The 15,878-nt window shown below is 64.1% G+C and carries 20 protein-coding genes; 17 read left to right on the top strand and 3 right to left on the bottom strand.

Annotation, left to right across the window (positions count from 1 at the left end):
• Window positions 1-164 precede the first annotated feature (164 nt).
• The 8 genes from RMP10_RS06755 to RMP10_RS06720 all read left to right on the top strand — a co-directional run bounded on the left by RMP10_RS06755 (window position 165) and on the right by RMP10_RS06720 (window position 7,736).
• Entirely contained in the window at window positions 165-2,084 is a 1,920-nt protein-coding gene (locus tag RMP10_RS06755; RefSeq protein WP_310569606.1) for a sodium:solute symporter family protein, read from the top strand.
• Between the two features lie 337 nt (window positions 2,085-2,421).
• The gene (locus tag RMP10_RS06750; protein ID WP_310569605.1) at window positions 2,422-2,868 is read left to right on the top strand and encodes a hypothetical protein; all 447 of its coding nucleotides are present in this window, start codon (window positions 2,422-2,424) and stop codon (window positions 2,866-2,868) included.
• A gap of 169 nt (window positions 2,869-3,037) precedes the next feature.
• Window positions 3,038-3,694 (top strand): hypothetical protein, encoded by a 657-nt coding sequence (locus RMP10_RS06745; protein ID WP_310569604.1) that lies wholly within the window; start codon window positions 3,038-3,040, stop codon window positions 3,692-3,694.
• Window positions 3,695-3,964: 270 nt separating this feature from the next.
• The gene (locus RMP10_RS06740) at window positions 3,965-4,891 is read left to right on the top strand and encodes a TonB family protein (RefSeq protein WP_310569603.1); all 927 of its coding nucleotides are present in this window, start codon (window positions 3,965-3,967) and stop codon (window positions 4,889-4,891) included.
• A gap of 171 nt (window positions 4,892-5,062) precedes the next feature.
• The gene (locus RMP10_RS06735; protein ID WP_310569602.1) at window positions 5,063-5,968 is read left to right on the top strand and encodes an alpha/beta hydrolase; all 906 of its coding nucleotides are present in this window, start codon (window positions 5,063-5,065) and stop codon (window positions 5,966-5,968) included.
• Between the two features lie 248 nt (window positions 5,969-6,216).
• Complete coding sequence (locus RMP10_RS06730) at window positions 6,217-7,131, top strand: hypothetical protein (protein ID WP_310569601.1); 915 nt, start codon at window positions 6,217-6,219, stop codon at window positions 7,129-7,131.
• 159 nt (window positions 7,132-7,290) lie between these two features.
• Window positions 7,291-7,533, top strand: a complete 243-nt coding sequence (locus RMP10_RS06725) for a hypothetical protein (RefSeq protein ID WP_310569600.1) — start codon at window positions 7,291-7,293, stop codon at window positions 7,531-7,533.
• The gene (locus RMP10_RS06720; protein WP_310569599.1) at window positions 7,530-7,736 is read left to right on the top strand and encodes a DUF2283 domain-containing protein; all 207 of its coding nucleotides are present in this window, start codon (window positions 7,530-7,532) and stop codon (window positions 7,734-7,736) included. Before RMP10_RS06725 ends, RMP10_RS06720 begins: the two co-directional genes overlap by 4 nt.
• Before the next feature lie 97 nt (window positions 7,737-7,833).
• Here RMP10_RS06720 and RMP10_RS06715 read toward each other — a convergent pair whose 3' ends face one another.
• On the bottom strand, window positions 7,834-8,793 hold the full coding sequence (locus tag RMP10_RS06715) for an IS110 family transposase (protein ID WP_310569598.1): 960 nt from the start codon (window positions 8,791-8,793) through the stop codon (window positions 7,834-7,836).
• Between the two features lie 250 nt (window positions 8,794-9,043).
• Here RMP10_RS06715 and RMP10_RS06710 point away from each other — a divergent pair, with 250 nt between their 5' ends.
• The 5 genes from RMP10_RS06710 to RMP10_RS06690 all read left to right on the top strand — a co-directional run bounded on the left by RMP10_RS06710 (window position 9,044) and on the right by RMP10_RS06690 (window position 11,142).
• Window positions 9,044-9,298 carry a hypothetical protein gene (locus RMP10_RS06710; RefSeq protein ID WP_310569597.1) on the top strand — a complete coding sequence of 85 codons (255 nt, stop codon included), beginning with the start codon at window positions 9,044-9,046 and terminating at the stop codon, window positions 9,296-9,298.
• 54 nt (window positions 9,299-9,352) lie between these two features.
• Entirely contained in the window at window positions 9,353-9,574 is a 222-nt protein-coding gene (locus RMP10_RS06705) for a DUF433 domain-containing protein (RefSeq protein WP_310569596.1), read from the top strand.
• A gap of 62 nt (window positions 9,575-9,636) precedes the next feature.
• The gene (locus RMP10_RS06700) at window positions 9,637-9,897 is read left to right on the top strand and encodes a hypothetical protein (RefSeq protein WP_310569595.1); all 261 of its coding nucleotides are present in this window, start codon (window positions 9,637-9,639) and stop codon (window positions 9,895-9,897) included.
• A gap of 135 nt (window positions 9,898-10,032) precedes the next feature.
• Window positions 10,033-10,329: a hypothetical protein gene (locus RMP10_RS06695; RefSeq protein WP_310569594.1), complete on the top strand. Its 297-nt coding sequence runs from the start codon at window positions 10,033-10,035 to the stop codon at window positions 10,327-10,329.
• Between the two features lie 402 nt (window positions 10,330-10,731).
• Window positions 10,732-11,142, top strand: a complete 411-nt coding sequence (locus RMP10_RS06690; protein ID WP_310569593.1) for a hypothetical protein — start codon at window positions 10,732-10,734, stop codon at window positions 11,140-11,142.
• A 425-nt stretch (window positions 11,143-11,567) separates the two neighbouring features.
• On the opposite strand, the gene RMP10_RS06685 is transcribed toward RMP10_RS06690, so the two are convergent.
• Window positions 11,568-12,131 (bottom strand): integrase core domain-containing protein, encoded by a 564-nt coding sequence (locus RMP10_RS06685; protein ID WP_310569592.1) that lies wholly within the window; start codon window positions 12,129-12,131, stop codon window positions 11,568-11,570.
• 155 nt (window positions 12,132-12,286) lie between these two features.
• On the opposite strand from RMP10_RS06685, the gene RMP10_RS06680 reads away from it, so the two are divergent.
• Together RMP10_RS06680 and RMP10_RS06675 are read left to right on the top strand one after the other, a co-directional pair.
• Complete coding sequence (locus RMP10_RS06680; protein WP_310569591.1) at window positions 12,287-13,234, top strand: hypothetical protein; 948 nt, start codon at window positions 12,287-12,289, stop codon at window positions 13,232-13,234.
• On the top strand, window positions 13,231-13,779 hold the full coding sequence (locus RMP10_RS06675) for a hypothetical protein (RefSeq protein ID WP_310569590.1): 549 nt from the start codon (window positions 13,231-13,233) through the stop codon (window positions 13,777-13,779). The genes RMP10_RS06680 and RMP10_RS06675 overlap by 4 nt, the downstream gene beginning before the upstream one ends.
• 20 nt (window positions 13,780-13,799) lie before the next feature.
• Here the strand turns inward: RMP10_RS06675 and RMP10_RS06670 are convergent, their stop codons facing one another.
• Window positions 13,800-14,639, bottom strand: a complete 840-nt coding sequence (locus tag RMP10_RS06670) for a hypothetical protein (protein WP_310569589.1) — start codon at window positions 14,637-14,639, stop codon at window positions 13,800-13,802.
• A gap of 126 nt (window positions 14,640-14,765) precedes the next feature.
• Here RMP10_RS06670 and RMP10_RS06665 point away from each other — a divergent pair, with 126 nt between their 5' ends.
• Both RMP10_RS06665 and RMP10_RS06660 read left to right on the top strand, forming a co-directional pair.
• Window positions 14,766-14,996: a helix-turn-helix transcriptional regulator gene (locus RMP10_RS06665; protein WP_310569588.1), complete on the top strand. Its 231-nt coding sequence runs from the start codon at window positions 14,766-14,768 to the stop codon at window positions 14,994-14,996.
• Window positions 14,997-15,009: 13 nt separating this feature from the next.
• Complete coding sequence (locus tag RMP10_RS06660) at window positions 15,010-15,846, top strand: hypothetical protein (RefSeq protein ID WP_310569587.1); 837 nt, start codon at window positions 15,010-15,012, stop codon at window positions 15,844-15,846.
• Window positions 15,847-15,878: the final 32 nt, after the last annotated feature.

Below are 15,878 nucleotides of genomic sequence, written 5' to 3'. Positions count from 1 at the left end.
CAAGGCCGTCGTCGACCGTGCAACACCCGCTACCCCCACGAGGATCGGCCCCCGGCGCTCGGACTTGAAGGTCTAGGCCCCAGATTCCGAAAAGTGCGCGTTTCAGAGCGGGCCTTCCCTGTCACGCGTTGCCGACCCGAGCTCCCAACGCGAGATTCCGGCCCATGAACATCTCCTGGATCGATTGGGTCATCGCCGCGGCGTCCATTCTGGTGTGCTTCGTCCCGGCGCTCTTCCTGGCGAAGCGCTCGGGGGCCAGTACCTCGGAGTTCTTCGCCTCCGGCCGCTCGGTGCCCTGGTGGCTGGCTGGCCTGTCGATGGTGGCCACGACGTTCTCGTCGGATACGCCGAACTGGGTCACCGAGCAGGTGCGCCGCTACGGCGTGGCCGGCAACTGGCAATGGTGGGCCTTCGTGCTTACCGGCGTGGCTACGGTGTTCTTCTTCGCGCGGTTGTGGCGCCGCTCGGGCGTCATGACGGACCTCGAGTTTTACGAGCTCCGCTATTCCGGCAAGTCGGCGTCGGTGGTGCGTGGCTTCCGCGCGGTGTATCTGGGGCTGTTCTTCAACTGCTTCATCATGGGCATGGTCACGTTGGCGGCCTGCAAGATCGCCAATATCCTGTTCGGCCTCGCGCCGTGGCAGACGATCGTGATCTGCGGCGTGCTCAACGTGGCGTTTGCGGCGCACTCCGGTCTCTGGGGCGTGCTGGTGATCGACATGATCCAATTCTTCATCAAGATGACGGCGGTATTTGCGGCCGCGTGGTTCTCGCTGGTGGAAGTGGGTCGTCGGTTGGCCGGTGAGGCGGACGGCTGGCTCGGTCTCAAGCTGCTCACGGAACGGCTGTCCACGCTGCAGGTGGTGCAGAGCACGACCGCCAACGCGCAACCGGTGATGTCGGTGAAGGACGGCTCCGGTCAGCCCATCCTCGACATGCTCCCCAACTTCAGCATGTCCGAGTTGGCGCTCATGATCTTCATTCTACCGATCGCCGTGAGCTGGTGGGCGAACTGGTATCCGGGCGCCGAGCCGGGCGGCGGGTCGTACATCGCGCAGCGTATGCTGGCGTCGAAGTCGGAAAAGGATTCACTGGGCGGCACACTGTTCTTCAATATTGCGCACTACGTGCTGCGTCCGTGGCCGTGGATCATCACCGCGCTGTGTTCGATCATCGTGTATCCCGATCTGGCGTCGATCCAGGCCGCATTCCCGAATGCCGACGCGTCGCTCATCGGACACGATTCGGCGTTTCCGGCGATGCTCAAGTTCCTGCCGGTGGGTTTCGTGGGGCTCATGATCGGCGGCCTCCTGGCGGCCAATTCGTCGACGATTTTGACGCACCTGAACTGGGGCTCGTCGTACCTCGTGCACGATTTCTACCGCCGGTTCATCAAGAAGGACGGCAGCGAAGCGCACTACGTGAACGCGGGCCGTCTCTCCACGATCGGTCTCTACATCGTCGCCGCGCTGCTCAGTCTCACCATGAGCTCAGCGCAGCAGGCGTTTCAGGTGTTGCTGTCGATTGGTGCGGGCACGGGGCTGTTGTACATCGCGCGCTGGTTCTGGTGGCGCGTGTCGGCGTGGTGTGAGATCGTGGCGATGGTGATGTCGCTGATCACGTCACTCGCGGTGCCGTACTTCATGCCCGGCGCCGGCTTCGCGACGACTACGATTGTGCAGGTGGGCATTACCACGGTGGCGTGGTTGATCACGGCGTTCGTGGGACCCACGACCGATCGCGCCACGCTCATTGCGTTCGTGCAGAAAGTGAAGCCGGTGGGAGCCGGGTGGAGCGAACTGCGCGCGGCGGCGGGTGTCTCCGACGCCGAGGTGGCGCAGGAGAATCGCATCGGCGCGGCGTTCGTGGGGTGGATCTCGGGCTGCGTGGTGATCTGGTCGTCGCTGTTCGCGATCGGCAACTTCCTGTACGCGTCGGGCGATCCGTCACGGTTGACGACCGCGTGGATCCTGACCGCGGTGCTGGCGGTGAGTGGGTTTGTGTTGTTGCGTGTGACGCAGCAGTTGTGGACGGACAGCACGGCGTCACAGGCGCGGGAAGACGCGCGGGTGGCGCGGGAGTAGGGAGTAGGGAGTAGGGAGTAGGGAGTAAAAAGGTAGGGGCGCGCTGGCCTGCTGGAAACGCGCGTGTCGTGGCCGTCGCGGTCGTGGCACGCGCGTTATGCGTCATAGCCCGTGATGTCGGCGATGCGGCGTTGCGCGTTAGGTCGGTCGAGCGAATAACCAGGGAGGAATACGCTCGGGGGGCGAGCCGCGTGGATGCCGTGAAATGGTGGGGTTGCGATGTGGCGGGCCGAGTGGGATCGTGAGTGGTGCGCCGGAACTCGACCGCTGTAACGGCGGTATGTCGGTCGAGCGAATAGGCGTTCGGCAGATTCCAACTTTCCTCAGATCACATCGAATGACGGGTCGCGACACGAATGACGAGCGTTGGCTCAGTGAGGCCGAGGCGGCGGACTTCCTTCGTCGCGCCAGTCAGCTCGACGCCGGACATTCCGTGCAGCTTCGCCATGTTCGCGAGGCGGCAGTTGAGGCGGGGCTGAGCGTCGACGCGGTCAATCACGCGGCCGAGGAGATGTTCGAGGCAGGGACGGATGTCACGCCGCCTGAATGGGTTCGCTTTTGTCTGATCGGCGTCCCCGATCGCACCGGTGCACAGTTCTGGTATCAACTCTCGTGCACGGCGGGACTGGTCAGCGGAGCGGGCGCGATCCTACTGCCTTCGATACTCTCACCCGCGCATTTCTTCGCTGCTGGCCTGTGGTTCTTCGGCTGTGCCGCCATCTCGGCCAAGGCGATTCGATGGATGGACGAGCACTCCGCATGGGACAGACTGGCGCGAGAGTGAGCACTGCCGAACGGGACGTTGCTGCTGTCAGCGCAACGCGGTGTGCGGCAGGCGGTCGCCGTGCTGGCGCACGTCGCCCGTCCGGCCGCATTTTGTTTGATGCGCTGCAGCAGAACGCAAGGCGTTAAGCGGCGAATCAGACGACTCGGTTTCAAGACTCTTTACGCATATGTCATTGGAATCCACTTCGGCCGCGCAGCAGCGGCGACCTGAGGACAGCGCGCGGCGTGCACGACTCACATCGCGTTGGCCGGCGCTCCCCGCGGCCGCGTGGAGTCTCTGCTTGGCACCGGCCACCATTCTCCTACATGAACTCGGTCATTTTTGGGCTGCGCACTTGGTAGGGTACCCGAGTCCCGTCTTGCACTTCAGCGGCGTCGACCCTGGTCCGAGCGCCGACGTACCGCTCGCGGCATCTGGGCTGGTCGCGCTCACCGGTCCGATCGTCAGTGCTATGCTGGCGCTCCTAGGATGTGCGTGGCTACGGGGCCCGGGTCGCGCCGTCTGGGCGGCCGCGCTCGCCGTGACGGCGGCGTCTCGCTTCGCCGTGGGCGTGCCCTACACGCTGGTGAATCTTTGGGTGCGTGTGCGAGGCCGTCAGCTGACGCCACCCGCCTTCGATGAGTACAAAGCGGGCACTGCGCTGGGCTGGTCGGGGGATGCGTTGCTCGGTGTGACGACGCTGCTCTGCGCGCTCGTCCTGTGGTGGGTCGGGCGTCACCTGCGTGACGGTGCGCGCACGGCGGGGTGGATTGGCTTACTGGGTGGCACCGCGCTAGGCTGGGCGCTCTGGATGCAAATTGTGGGGCCGTGGTGGCTGCCGTGAGTGATGGAGGCCGCGCCGCGCGAGCGGGCGGTGGTCGCAGGAGACACGGACCGCGCCTCGGTTCGAATGCCACGCGTCCGCGGCGCACGTCGCCGCCTAACCTTGCGTTGCTGCAGTCAAACGCTGTCAGCATTGGTGTGGCGAGCGCGGGGCGTTCGCGGTAGCCTTTGGTGAAGGAGCGAACGCCCCGCTTGCATTGGTGCGCGCGTTTGCTGCAGCACGCGAGCGTTAGGACGCTTGTACGACCACAACGTGATCGAGGGGCGGTGAATGCACACGGTGCGTGAGGGATGTTTCGGAATACTCATCTCCTGGGCGCTGCTGGCGACGCCCTCGGCGGCGCAGCGCCTACCCTCCGATCGTGCGGCCATTCCAGAGAGCACGAATGCGGTCCCTATCTATCCCATGATGCTGCGCGAGGCGGGGGTCGGGGGTATCGTGCGCGTCACCTTCATCGTCGATTCGACTGGTCGCGCACGTATGTCGAGCTACGTGGTGCACGCGTCGGCGAATGACCTGCTGAGCAATGCCGTCAAGAACGTGATCCAGCGGTGGCGATTCACCCCTGCCCGTCGCGCCAACCGCCTCGTGGTCGATTCGGTCGAGCAACTGGTCGAGTTTGTCCCGCCGTCTACGGAAGAGCTCCTGCACATCGCACCGACCGTCCTATCGCGCGAGGCGCTAGGCCCCGGGCGCTGGCGTCTCGCGGTGGGGGGACCCGCCCGCACAACGCGCACCGGGCCGGTGTCGGAGTCGTCGCATGTCGCCATCGCCGAGGCGGCGATGGACACGCTCCTCGCATCGCTCCCGGTCGACTCCGCATATCCGGCGCGGATCGTCTGCCTCGCGCTCGGGATGAGCGGAACGCCGCTACAACCACCGCTCACCCTCCTGCGCGATTTGTCACGACCGACCTACACCGTGGTGGCCGCAAAACGGTGTCCGCCGACTTTAGGATCGCCAGTGCGCGTGATGACCGCCGATGGTCGGCCGCCCGCGCCGGATCCCCCGGGCGAGGACCCGTGGGTGTTCACGCCGCTTGTGCCCCGCACAGTGGATGACGCCACGGTGCTGATCGATATTGCGATGTCCCACGCCACCACGTCGGGGACGTATCGGTGTGTCGCCCAGCGGGACGTCTCGCGGGCCGGCGGCTGGCGTGCCGGATGTCGCCCTGGGCGGATGGCGATGCACTAGGGGCGCGCGTCCTAACCTTCGGTTGCTCTTGACAGGGCCGCTGTGGAAGGCTTCCCGTTCGCTGCGCTCACTGGTCGCATTTGATTAGAGGGCCCTGCAAGAGAACGCCAGCGTTATGCCGCAGCAGCAAACATTGTCACCGTCAATCGTCACCCGACTGCGATGGAGCTTATGATGACCCCGTTCCCGCGGTCGTGGCGAGTCACCGCACTTATCGCGTCAGTTGGATTCGCGCTGGCCCCTGCCGCTGCGCCCGCGCAGCTCGTTGATACGAGCTTCGTGAGCAAGGGCGTGCGCATTCATTATGTGGAACAGGGGCGCGGTGTCCCTGTCGTCCTGATTCACGGCATCGAAGGTACGCTCGCCGGCTGGCGCCGAGTGCCAATTTTCAGCGACCTTGCCCGCGATTATCGCGTCATAGCCATCGATCAGCGGGGGCACGGCCGGAGCGACAAACCGCACGAGGCAGCGGCATACGGCCGTGAAATGGCGCTCGACGTTGTTCGCCTGCTGGACCATCTTGGCCTCGCTAAGGCACACGTGGTCGGCTATTCACTCGGCGCCATGGTGACCTCGCAGCTTCTGACGCTGCATCCTGAGCGGTTTCGTTCGGCCGTCCTGATCGCAGGCGCGGGGCGCCTCGTGTGGAATGCATCGCTTGCAGAGGTCGCCAACGTCGAGGCGCGCGAGCGGGATGCGCAGTGCATCAGCCCCACGCTTATGGCGCGCCTACGCCCCCCAACGGAACCTGCCCCGACAGCCGAGCGTCTGCGTGCGCTCTCTGCGGCTTGCATTGCCGATACAACGCAGGACCGCTTCGCCCTTGCAGCACTCACACGCTCGCGAGCCGATCAGGTGGTTGCGCCTGCAGCCGGCGCCGCCGTGACTGTACCAACGCTCGCGATCGTAGGATCACTCGATCCGCTAAAGGCAGACCTCGATGCGCTGAAGGTACTTCGTCCTTCCATTGAGTACGTCGTAGTCGATAGCGCAACACATAGCGGCGTGCGCGGGATTCTCACACGCTCCGAGACGCTCACTGCGTTGCGGGCATTCCTCGGACGACCGTTGCCCTAGATCGAGGCGGGCCCGATGACCGCTGTGAGGCGGGTTTCGAGATCCTGATCCGAGTGCCTTCTCTCCATTTCAGACGTCCGACCACTCCCGCAGACGTTGAGCTCGATGTACCAGCGGCATAACGAGCGTTGCACTTGTCAAAGGAGCCTCGGTAGCTCGCTGCGCTCGCATTTTATATGTTCCTTTGCAAGTGAACTTGGGCGTTATTCAGCCCACCAGCTTCCTCTCCTTTCAGCATCCTTTCCTGAATGCCGATGGCACGCCTCGGTCGTCGTTTCCTCGTCATGTGTGCCCTGCTGAGCGTTTGCGTTCGCACGCGCGTCGCGGCGCAGGGCGAGCCTTTCGTGGCTCCGCAGCTGTCGGAGGTTCGGCGCCTGGCCGGTACTATCCCCGGCGCCGCGCCGACCGCGATCCGACTGGAGCTGCAGACGCCGTTCTCGATCCCGCGAGCGGATTGGGTCGAAGGCGCGGGTCCGGACACCATACGCGCGGCGGTACCGGTCTTTCAGATACGATTCCCACGTGGCTGGATGATCGTGGACGCCGCGATGGATCGCTCGTTCGTGCCGACGAGCAAGACCATCGACGAGGTCATGCACCAACGGATTCATGCAGCCATGCGCGACGCGCGCCTGGTGCTCATCACGCATGAGCACTACGACCACATCGCGGGCGTGCTGCAGTCGCCCTTTCTCGCAACCATCCAATCGCACACCCTGCTCTTGCGCGCGCAGGTTCGTACGCTTGTGAATCACCCCAGTCGCCCCGATATCCACATCGACTCGGCGACGGGCGCCAAGTATCTGCAGTTCGACTATGACCGCCTGATGCCGCTGGCCCCCGGCGTGGTCGTGATCAAAGCCCCCGGGCACACGCCGGGCGCGCAAATGGTGTTTGTGAAGCTCCAGACCGGCGAGGAGCTGTTACTGGCGGGGGACGTTGCGTGGACGATGGACGGCATCGCGAATCAGCAGCACAAGCCCAAAGCAACGACGCGACGGTTTGGCGGCGAGGATCGGCTGGCGGTCGACGCGGAGCTCCGGTGGCTGCGCGACGTGCAGCGGGCGGGCGTCCACGTGGTGCTCTCCCACGATCTTGCGAATCTTGAACGCCTGATGGCGCTGCGCCTGCTGACGGTGGGATTCGACATGCAGTCGTCGTGAGCGCCCGCAGTGGCCGCGCGATGGCTGCCTGATCTCACGTTGGTGCAGTCGGCCGCTCAGCGGTGCGTCGTGTAACTCGCCCACTGGCGTGTGGTCGTTCACTGCTTCCTATTCCGAGCGGCTGCTGTACACCGTCAGCGTTATACCGCTCGACTAAGAATGCCTATGTTCAAGACCACGGACTACTTCGCATACACCCGGACTAGGGCCGATCGCGCCGCGATTCGGGACGAATGGATCCTGCTGGCCATCGAGCATCCGATGGCCGAGGCCGTGCAGGGGGATGGCCGGATTCGCCGATGGGCCTACATTTCAGAGGTGGGACGGTACCTGTGGGTGGAGCTGCTCCCGGATGCGCTCACGGTCCACAACGCCTTCTTCGACCGCAGGTTCGAGCCATGAATGTGAAGTACTTCAAGGATACCGACACGGCGTTGCTGGAGTTTTCGAACGCCGAGGTGGAAGAGACGCGCGAGATTAGCGAGAACGTCTATGTCGATCTCGACAAGGCGGGCAATCTGGTGAGTATGACCATCGAACATGCGGCGACGGTGGCGAGCCTCCCGCAGGTGCAGATTGAGGAGATCGACGCGAGCGCTGCATAACGATGCTTGCTGCAGTCGGGCGAAGTGGTTGCTCGCTTCGCTCGCATCTGATTTAAGCGCCCGCTGTAGAAGCCCGCGTTAGCAACTGTCTTGAAAGTCAAGCGACGGCGAGTACCTCTCCCGCAGTTTTTGCGCTCCACGTGGTGTTCGTTCGCACCATCGTGTTGAGGATGGTGAGCAGTTTCCGCATACACGCGACGAGCGCGAGTTTCTTGGGCTTGCCGGCCGCGACTAAGCGCAGGTAGAACTCGCGAATGACCGTGTTGCGACGGGTGGCGACCAAGGCCGCCATGTACAACACACCACGCACGGCGGCACGACCGCCTTGCACGAATCGCCGACCCCGCATGGTGCCGGAGTCGCGACTCAGCGGGGCCACGCCCACCAGCTTGGCAATCGCACGGCGTGACAAGCGACCGAGTTCCGGTAGGTCCGCGAGGAGCGTCCGTGACAGCACCGGGCCGACACCGGGCACGCTGCGGAGTAACTCGTCGCGCTCACGCCAGACGGGACTCTGCCGAACCATCTCGCTGAGGTCCGTGTCCGTCTTGCGCAGCTCGCGCTCGAGAAACGCGATGTGCGCCGTGAGACATTTTTGCACCTGCTTTTTGCCCGTGCCGAACACCTGGCGCACGCGATTGCGCTCCGCCTGCAGCATCTCCAAGAGCTGCCGCCGTCTCGTGAGCAGCGCATCCAGCTCGTGTGCGGCGGCGTCCGGAATGATGCGCACCTCCGGCCGGACGACATCAGCAAAGCGCGCGAGGATGTCGGCGGCAATGGGATCCGTGTTCGCCAGCTGCCCCGTCGCCTTCGCAAAGTCACGCACCTGGCGTGGATTGATCACCACGACGGGCAGTGCCGCGGCCGCGAGCGCGGCGACGGCGAGCAGCTCGTAGCCGCCGGTCGCTTCCAGCACGATCAACTGCGGACGGCTCGCGGCGAGGCGCTGCACCAGCGTGCGCACGCCCGCTTCGTCGTTCTCCACGGTGAATCGCTCTGCACTCGGCAGCACGCTGATCACCAACTCGGCCTTCGCCACATCGATGCCGACAAACATCTGCCCCTCCAACCGCTCAGGAAGCGTCGTCCGCGCCCGTCCTTGTAGTAATTCGGGCTCGACGCGGTGGTCGGCCCCCACAACTGTTCGGGCTCTCACGACGAATGATCAGGTACGCCGCTGCGGCTAACGCACGGTGTTTGCCACCCAGACTGCATCGAGCTGGCACCCTGATCAGAACTACTGCAGAATCATGAAAACGGTAGATACAAGACCGGCCCTGCCAGCATTCGTCTCGGGAGGAATAGCCTTGAAGCCACGCAATCTGAGCGGTGCACTGTTCTCGCTGCTCTGGCCCGGACTGGGCCAGCTGCTTCAGGGGCGCATTCTGCCGGGCACCTTTTTCGCAGTATGGACGGGTGTGAGCGCCATCGGGTTTCTGCGCGCCGCAAGCGCCCAGCAGTTCGCGCTACCTGTTGTCATTGAGTTCACACTGGTCGCGGCTTGGTCGATCGTTGATGCGTATGTCCACGTAGACTTCGAGCGGCCGCACGCCACGCGATAACCTGCGCGGCAGTCCTAAACTGGTGTACATTTCGATGCTACCCGGAGGCTACTGATGAGCGTGCAATCGCTGCCAATTCTGAGCAATCCTGACATCTTGGGCGGCACGCCTGTGTTCGCCGGGACGCGCGTGCCAGTCCAGACGTTCGTCGAGTATCTCGAAGCAGGGGACCCGCTCGACGAGTTCCTGATCGATTTTCCGAGCGTCTCACGCGAGCAGGCGGTGGCGGTTCTCGAACTCGCCAAAGATTTGTTGCTCGCGCGCGCGGTGGCCTAGTGCGCGTACTGCTCGATGAGTGTGTACCGCGTCGTCTCCGCTCGGTCCTACCGGGTGTGCAAGTGTCCACCGCGCGCGAGGAAGGCTGGGACAGTCTTCGCAACGGCGAACTTCTGGCCGCGATGCGCACCGCGGGCTTCACCACGCTGGTGACCGTTGATCGCAACCTGACGTTCCAGCAGCACATTGCGGCGTCGGGTATCGCAGCGATCGTGATGCATGCGGTCACCAACCGGCTGCCGGATCTCGTTCCGCTTGGCCCGCTCGTCGTCGAGGCCATTACGGTGACACCCGTCGGCGCGATCGCGCACGTGCGAGTCTAACGTTTCGCTGCTGCCGACAGCGACGATGCGGTGCGCCGTGTAACTGCGGCGCTGGCGCGCCTTCGTTCACGGCTGTTTGTTCGCAGTCGCTGCGGCAGAGCGCAGCGTTCGACACACCTAGGCGAGCAGAAGTTGATGAATGATTCGCATGCCATCGAGCCCCTCCTTCAGCGTCCGATCTACAAGTTTGGGATGCTTCTCGTCTTCGTGATCCTTGCGCTATTCCAAGTGTGGATGCTCGCGGGTGAGTCGACGCGAGATGTAGCCAAAGTTGGTCTCGTCGTGGTGGCGATGTTGGCCGTGAATCACGTTGTGCTCGTGTTCCTCCGCCCGCCGCAGAGGGCTCGCGTAATCCCGTTGCAGCTGACGATGGTCGTCGGTGGTCTCGTATACGTGGTGGTGATGTTTTGGCAAAGCCTTCGTCCAACCTAGTCGCTATCTGAGCGAGCACAGATCAAGCGACATACCTGCGTGCATGCCGCAATTGGACTGCTCATGCCGATCCCCACGCATCATCGGTGCGGCAGAGGTCGAGAGCACCCGACACCGCAAGATCGGCCGCACCTCAGAGAATCGCGCAGGCGTCAAACGTTTCGCTGCTGCCGACAGCGACGATGCGTTACCCCGCGTAACTGCGGCGCCGGCGCTCCTCCGTTCATCGCTATTTGTTGAGAGTCGCTGCAGCAGAAGCTGGCGTTGCACGGCGCGCACGCGAGGATACTCTTCACTCCGTTGAGTGCGCCGGTCCATGCCGGCGTCTACGCTGCGTGCCGTGATGCAGTTGTCCGATGCTCCCCCGCAACACCCCGTGTGCATCCCCATGCGAGTGACCCCGTGAAGACTCCGTTCGCGATACTGCTGTATGCGAGCGCCGCATCGCTACTTACCGGATGCGGCTGTGACGCGGTGGGCTATCCCGCCGTTGACGTTCTGGTACAGGACCGCGTTACCGGTCGTTCGGTTGCCCTAGGCGGTGCGACGCTGCGCTACGAGAATGAGCGGCAGTCACCCTTCGAGCGCGTGGTGCCCAATTCAGACACGAGCAGCGGGTTCTCGATCTGCTGCACTCCGGGCAACTGGCGCATTCGCATCGCCAGGGCAGGCTATGCCCCGTTCGACTCGACCGTACGGGTGCGTTCTTCGGGACAGTGTGATCGACCCGTACTCCTACGGCTACTGGCTCGGCTTCAACCGCTGCCGCAGTCTACCGCGCGCCGCACGCCGTTCAGCAGCTCGGCGGGCTAAGGGCCGAGTGCTCTGCAGGCGCACGAGCACCGCGGCGCGCCTCGCGCAGGTGGCGCTGCGAGGTCAGTGCGGTGCGGTCCAACCCCCTCGTGCGGCTGACAGCAACGTTGTGGTGCGTGACTTGCACCCTGCAGTCGCAAGTCGCATTCGCTTCGAGTCGCTGCAACCGAGGCTATACGCTCGACAGCGAGAAGTCGTTCACTTTGGGGTAAGAATGGGAATACGAAGTTCGGTTTACTGCGTCGTAAGTGTCGCACTAGTCGCTGTTGTAGCTTCGGGCTGCTCACTCATAACATTGAGTGACTGCGTGAGCATCGGCGTGCCTGGTATCCAGATATCGGTACTGGATATGCGGACAAATCAGATACCGAGTGGGACGGTTGTGACGGTGACGGTGAGTGTCAAGATAGTTGTCGTATGACGTTCTATCCCGCGACGCCGGTGGCGCTCGCGGATCGTGCATCATTCAAGTACACCGTCGTCGGGCGCGACCAGTCGCGGGTGTTCCCGCGCCAGCGTTCCGGATGCTGCGTCCGCGCGGTCTGATACACCGCCGCGCGCTGCGCGAGGATCGCGATGTCACGCCCCGTATGCCGATCATCGGGCGTGACAAACTGGATCCCGCTGTGGTGATGGTCGTGGTTGTACCACGTCACGAAGGCCTCCACCCAGGCGCGCGCCGCGTCGAGGGTCGCGAAGGGCTGGGTCGGAAAGGCCGGGCAGTACTTGAGCGTGCGAAACAGGGCCTCGGAATACGGATTATCATCGCTGACGCGCGGCCGACTGAACGACGGTACCACGCCGAGGCGCTCGAGGGTCGCGAGCATCGTGGCCCCTTTCATCGGGCCGCCGTTGTCGGCATGCAGGACGAGGCCGGCGGCCGTGACGGCGTGCTCGCGACACACGGTCGTGAACAGGGTGGCCGCGTGCGCGTCACATTGCGTCGGGTGCACCGCCCATCCCATGATGCGGCGGCTCCAGATGTTCATGATGAGGTATAGATACCAGAAGAGGCCCCGCACCGGGCTCTGTGTCAGTGCTGAAATGAAATTGCACAGAAGCGTGGAGTGACCCGCCATCTGTCCAGCCGATGGGGGTCACTCCAAGAAGTGTGCAATTTCAATCAGCATTGACACGACCGAAGGTGCCGAAGCCGACCCTCGCGGAAGCGGTCGGCCCGGAAGCTGAGCAGCGGCGCTTCGAAGTTCTCCCGGAGAATCGCATTGAGGTCGCGACCATGCTCCAGCGGCCGCACCCGCTCGTGGCGACATCGGTAAAAGCGCTTCGAGGGCTCAAGAACGGCGATCGCGGCGTGATGGACTACCGACACCTCGAGTGTCTTGCTGTGCGTGTGTCACGCGAGCACGCGGATCGCGCCATGTGCCTCTACGATGCGCTGCTAAAGGCCTTGAACGCGCGGGGGATGCGCGTGACGGTGACGTATAACAAGGGGTGGACTCGCTGGGAGACAGAGGCGCACTACGGCGAAGAAACCGTAGACTTGCGGCTGATGGAGCGCACGCAGCGACGGGAGAAACCTCTCCGAGAGTTGAGAAAGGGCGAGGTGCGGCCCTCGTGGGAAACACCGCAGGTCGAGTGGGTCGGGACCGGGCGCTTGCTGTTTCGCGTCGGCGGCGAGTACTCGACCGGTATTGGCCGAAACGAGTGGATCGACAGCGCGACGCAGCGCCTAGAGGACCAGCTCAACGAAGTGGTAATTGGCGTCGTTTGCGCGGGCGTTGCATTTGCCGCCCGGTCACGGAGGTGGGAGGAGGAGCGCCGACTCCAAGCCGAACGTGAGGAGCAGGCTCGCCGTGTTCAGCAAGAACGTGAGGCCGAACAGGGGCGCGTGCGAGACCTGTTGGCGTCCGCGAAGGAGTGGCACGAGATGCGGCAGGTGCGTGACTTCGTGGCGACGATCGACCAGGCGTTGGCGGACGGCCCGAGCGAGGCGCTTGCTACTGACGTCCGGCAATGGCTCACGTGGGCGCGTTCGTACGCGGGGCGTCCCGACCCCGTGCAACGCCTTGTGCAGCGCGCCTTGTCGTCGTCGGTCGATCCCGCGCCCCCTTCTAACAGCGAGGTCAGATGATCCCGATTCTCCGCGCGTTCACGCGCCAAGTGCTCATCGGCGGTGAGCCCCACAAGGTCGTGGTCACGCCCGACGAGATTCACATCAGCCGACTAGGCACCCGAAAGCGCACGTCGTGGACTTGGGCCGGGCTCGCCACGCCTGAACCTGAGCCAACGGCGCAGCCGACGCCGCCGGAAACGCCAGCGTCGAAGCTACCGACGGCCGTCTCGCTCCGTGTCGCGCGGGTGTTGGATGCCTCGCTCGAGGCGCTGCACACCGCGCGTTTCGAAGTAGAATCCGCCGCCGGGCTAGCGCCGTTGCTGCGCGTCGAATTGCCACCCGATGGTAGCTATGGTCGACCCACCCCCCGAGACGACTGGTTCATAGAACCACTACTTACGGTGGCTGAAGTCGCGAGCGTACTACGCATCACGACGCGGAGCGTCCGTGGGCTTCCGCTCGAGAGTGTGATGATCGGAAGCGAGTCGCGCTATCGACGGTCGGTCGTGCGAAACTACATCGCGGCGTCCACGGTGAAGCCGCTCGAGCTGCGGCGAAGGTGACACGTGCCGAGACGAATCGATCAGGTGCGAGGCGTCCCCAAGTTGGCGTGAATGGCCGCGAGCGTTTCTGTGATCTTTCGCGCCATCACGAAGCTGTGGAGTACCTGCTCAAGTTGCCTGCGGCGTTTGAGCCTCACGACTCGGGAGACGTGGTCGCGCTCCTCAGCGGTCAACGACGGCCACAGGGCGATCCATTCGCCCCGACGTTGCCTCCCGGCCAGCGCAAGCACCGACGGCAGCACGGCGTCCGCTCCGTGTTCCACGAGATCAGCCGGACGTTCTGTCCGTCTGGTGGGGCGCGTGCGCGATCGCAGACCCGCGCGGCAAGTATCGCACCGCACAGTGTGGCGGATTGTCGGGCGGAACTCGTGTCCGCAGTCCCGGCACTCTCGCGGCCACGAGCGCGAGCGCGCGTTTGCCGTGCGGGCAAGCGCGAGTCGCACGTCCCGCGAGAGCTGTGCGCTGCCGCCGCACGAGCCGCGAGCGGCCAGCAGGCCGTTTCGTTCAGCGTGCAGCCACGCGTCAAGCGAGCGATGGTGGGGAGCGTCGGCCTGCGCCGCCCGCTCCCGGAGGGCCTGTTGCCGGCATCGTGCGAGCGCCACGTCAAACTGCTCCGGCTCGACCTTCCACTCGCCATGCGTGTGGCCTTCCCCCTTGTAGCTGGCGGATGGTATCCACCGCACCGCCTCTGCGATGCGGTCGACTATCAGGTCGACCACGCGGTCGCGAATATCGCCGTCCATTTCGCGCACCGACGGGCGCTCGTGCACCCATCGGAAGAACCATTCGCGGGCGCCGCCGTCCAGCGGCACCGGATTACCCGGGGAGTCCTCTTCGTACATCCACGTCTCGCGGAACATTGGCCATCTCCTGTGGCGGAGGGTGTCTGCCGGCGCCAATCACCGGCACGACTACCATACAACGCCGTCGCGACTATCGCAAGCGTCGGATATTGCATACGTCGGATAACATTCACACTCTTTAGTATGACTCTTCGACTTCGTATCCCAGAATTGCTCGAGGCGGCCGGACTGACCGCGTGGGGCCTGCACAAGCAATCGGAAGGACGTATCAGCGCCTCAACCGCCTATCGCCTCGTGCAGTTTCGCGGCGAGCTGGAGTCGTTCCCTCGGCCGACCTTGGAGGCGCTGTGCGATGTGCTGCGCCTCGAGCCTGGCGAGCTGTTTGAACGCGAGAAGGCCAAGCGGCGGCGGTAACTGTGTGCGCGAAATGAAGACACAAGGTCTAACATCACGCGATCAGCTTGCGTGGTTCGCCAGTGCCGTGGTGCTGTTGCTCGCCGTGTTCCCCGCCGCACTCGGCAGCGCGCACTATTCGTCGGCGGTCGCGATGGATCTCGTAGCGGCACTTTCGGTAATCTGGGCGACGAAATACGCCGCAGAGAACATTGCCGAGATGCGCGCGATCCGAGAGGCCGAGCTCTTACCTCTGCTCCAAGTCGCGCTGCGGGCCACACAGGTCAACGGTGACACCGTCGTCATGGCCGAGCTGCACAATCTCGGCAAGGGCGGTGCGATTGCGTTACGTGCTGACCTGTGGAAGCCAGATGCTGACGGCCTGCTGTTTCCGGCGGCCGCGCTACCCTTTCCGAGCTTCATTCCCGCAGGCAGTCACGTGGAGGCAAGCCTCGAATTGCCAGTCGTCACGTACGGGTCAGCGGCGCAGCAGTTCGTGGCGATTGAGGTGCACGTAGACACGGCGCGCGCTCGCAATCAGTCGTCCTGCTGGTACTTCCAGCTCATCGACCACGAGCTGCGATTGCTCCCGTACGTGGGAGGCGATGCACCGCGGCTTGAGCACAAGCGTGTCAGCATTCAGGAACGGGCGAACGCGCTTGCTCGGTCCTACGCCGGAACGCTTGCCCGACCGAGGTTCACAGTGGATGCCCGACTTCGTCGGCTGGTGCTCGAGGTCGATGGAGTCGAGGTTGACGAGCGCAAGCCGGGCCCACACGCAGACGTTACCTACTGGATCCAACTGGCGGAGATGGCGCTGCAGCTGGCGACGAAGCGGCGACAAGCTGAAACGGACGCGCGTAGCGATTAGCCGGCAACTTTCACCATTGGCGGCACCCACAC

It is taken from the genome of Gemmatimonas sp., assembly GCF_031426495.1.
Taxonomy (GTDB): domain Bacteria; phylum Gemmatimonadota; class Gemmatimonadetes; order Gemmatimonadales; family Gemmatimonadaceae; genus Gemmatimonas.
Note: the sequence above shows the minus strand (reverse complement) of the source record. Positions and strands in the feature narration are given on the sequence as shown.

Excerpts from the sequence above, each read along its gene's own strand:
- RMP10_RS06755 (WP_310569606.1), top strand. The coding sequence starts at position 165 with ATGAACATCTCCTGGATCGATTGGGTCATCGCCGCGGCGTCCATTCTG.
- RMP10_RS06750 (WP_310569605.1), top strand. The coding sequence starts at position 2,422 with ATGACGGGTCGCGACACGAATGACGAGCGTTGGCTCAGTGAGGCCGAG.
- RMP10_RS06745 (WP_310569604.1), top strand. The coding sequence starts at position 3,038 with ATGTCATTGGAATCCACTTCGGCCGCGCAGCAGCGGCGACCTGAGGAC.
- RMP10_RS06740 (WP_310569603.1), top strand. The coding sequence starts at position 3,965 with ATGCACACGGTGCGTGAGGGATGTTTCGGAATACTCATCTCCTGGGCG.
- RMP10_RS06735 (WP_310569602.1), top strand. The coding sequence starts at position 5,063 with ATGATGACCCCGTTCCCGCGGTCGTGGCGAGTCACCGCACTTATCGCG.
- RMP10_RS06730 (WP_310569601.1), top strand. The coding sequence starts at position 6,217 with ATGCCGATGGCACGCCTCGGTCGTCGTTTCCTCGTCATGTGTGCCCTG.
- RMP10_RS06725 (WP_310569600.1), top strand. The coding sequence starts at position 7,291 with ATGCCTATGTTCAAGACCACGGACTACTTCGCATACACCCGGACTAGG.
- RMP10_RS06720 (WP_310569599.1), top strand. The coding sequence starts at position 7,530 with ATGAATGTGAAGTACTTCAAGGATACCGACACGGCGTTGCTGGAGTTT.
- RMP10_RS06715 (WP_310569598.1), bottom strand. The coding sequence starts at position 8,793 with ATGTTTGTCGGCATCGATGTGGCGAAGGCCGAGTTGGTGATCAGCGTG.
- RMP10_RS06705 (WP_310569596.1), top strand. The coding sequence starts at position 9,353 with ATGAGCGTGCAATCGCTGCCAATTCTGAGCAATCCTGACATCTTGGGC.
- RMP10_RS06695 (WP_310569594.1), top strand. The coding sequence starts at position 10,033 with ATGAATGATTCGCATGCCATCGAGCCCCTCCTTCAGCGTCCGATCTAC.
- RMP10_RS06685 (WP_310569592.1), bottom strand. The coding sequence starts at position 12,131 with ATGAACATCTGGAGCCGCCGCATCATGGGATGGGCGGTGCACCCGACG.
- RMP10_RS06675 (WP_310569590.1), top strand. The coding sequence starts at position 13,231 with ATGATCCCGATTCTCCGCGCGTTCACGCGCCAAGTGCTCATCGGCGGT.
- RMP10_RS06670 (WP_310569589.1), bottom strand. The coding sequence starts at position 14,639 with ATGTTCCGCGAGACGTGGATGTACGAAGAGGACTCCCCGGGTAATCCG.
- RMP10_RS06665 (WP_310569588.1), top strand. The coding sequence starts at position 14,766 with ATGACTCTTCGACTTCGTATCCCAGAATTGCTCGAGGCGGCCGGACTG.
- RMP10_RS06660 (WP_310569587.1), top strand. The coding sequence starts at position 15,010 with ATGAAGACACAAGGTCTAACATCACGCGATCAGCTTGCGTGGTTCGCC.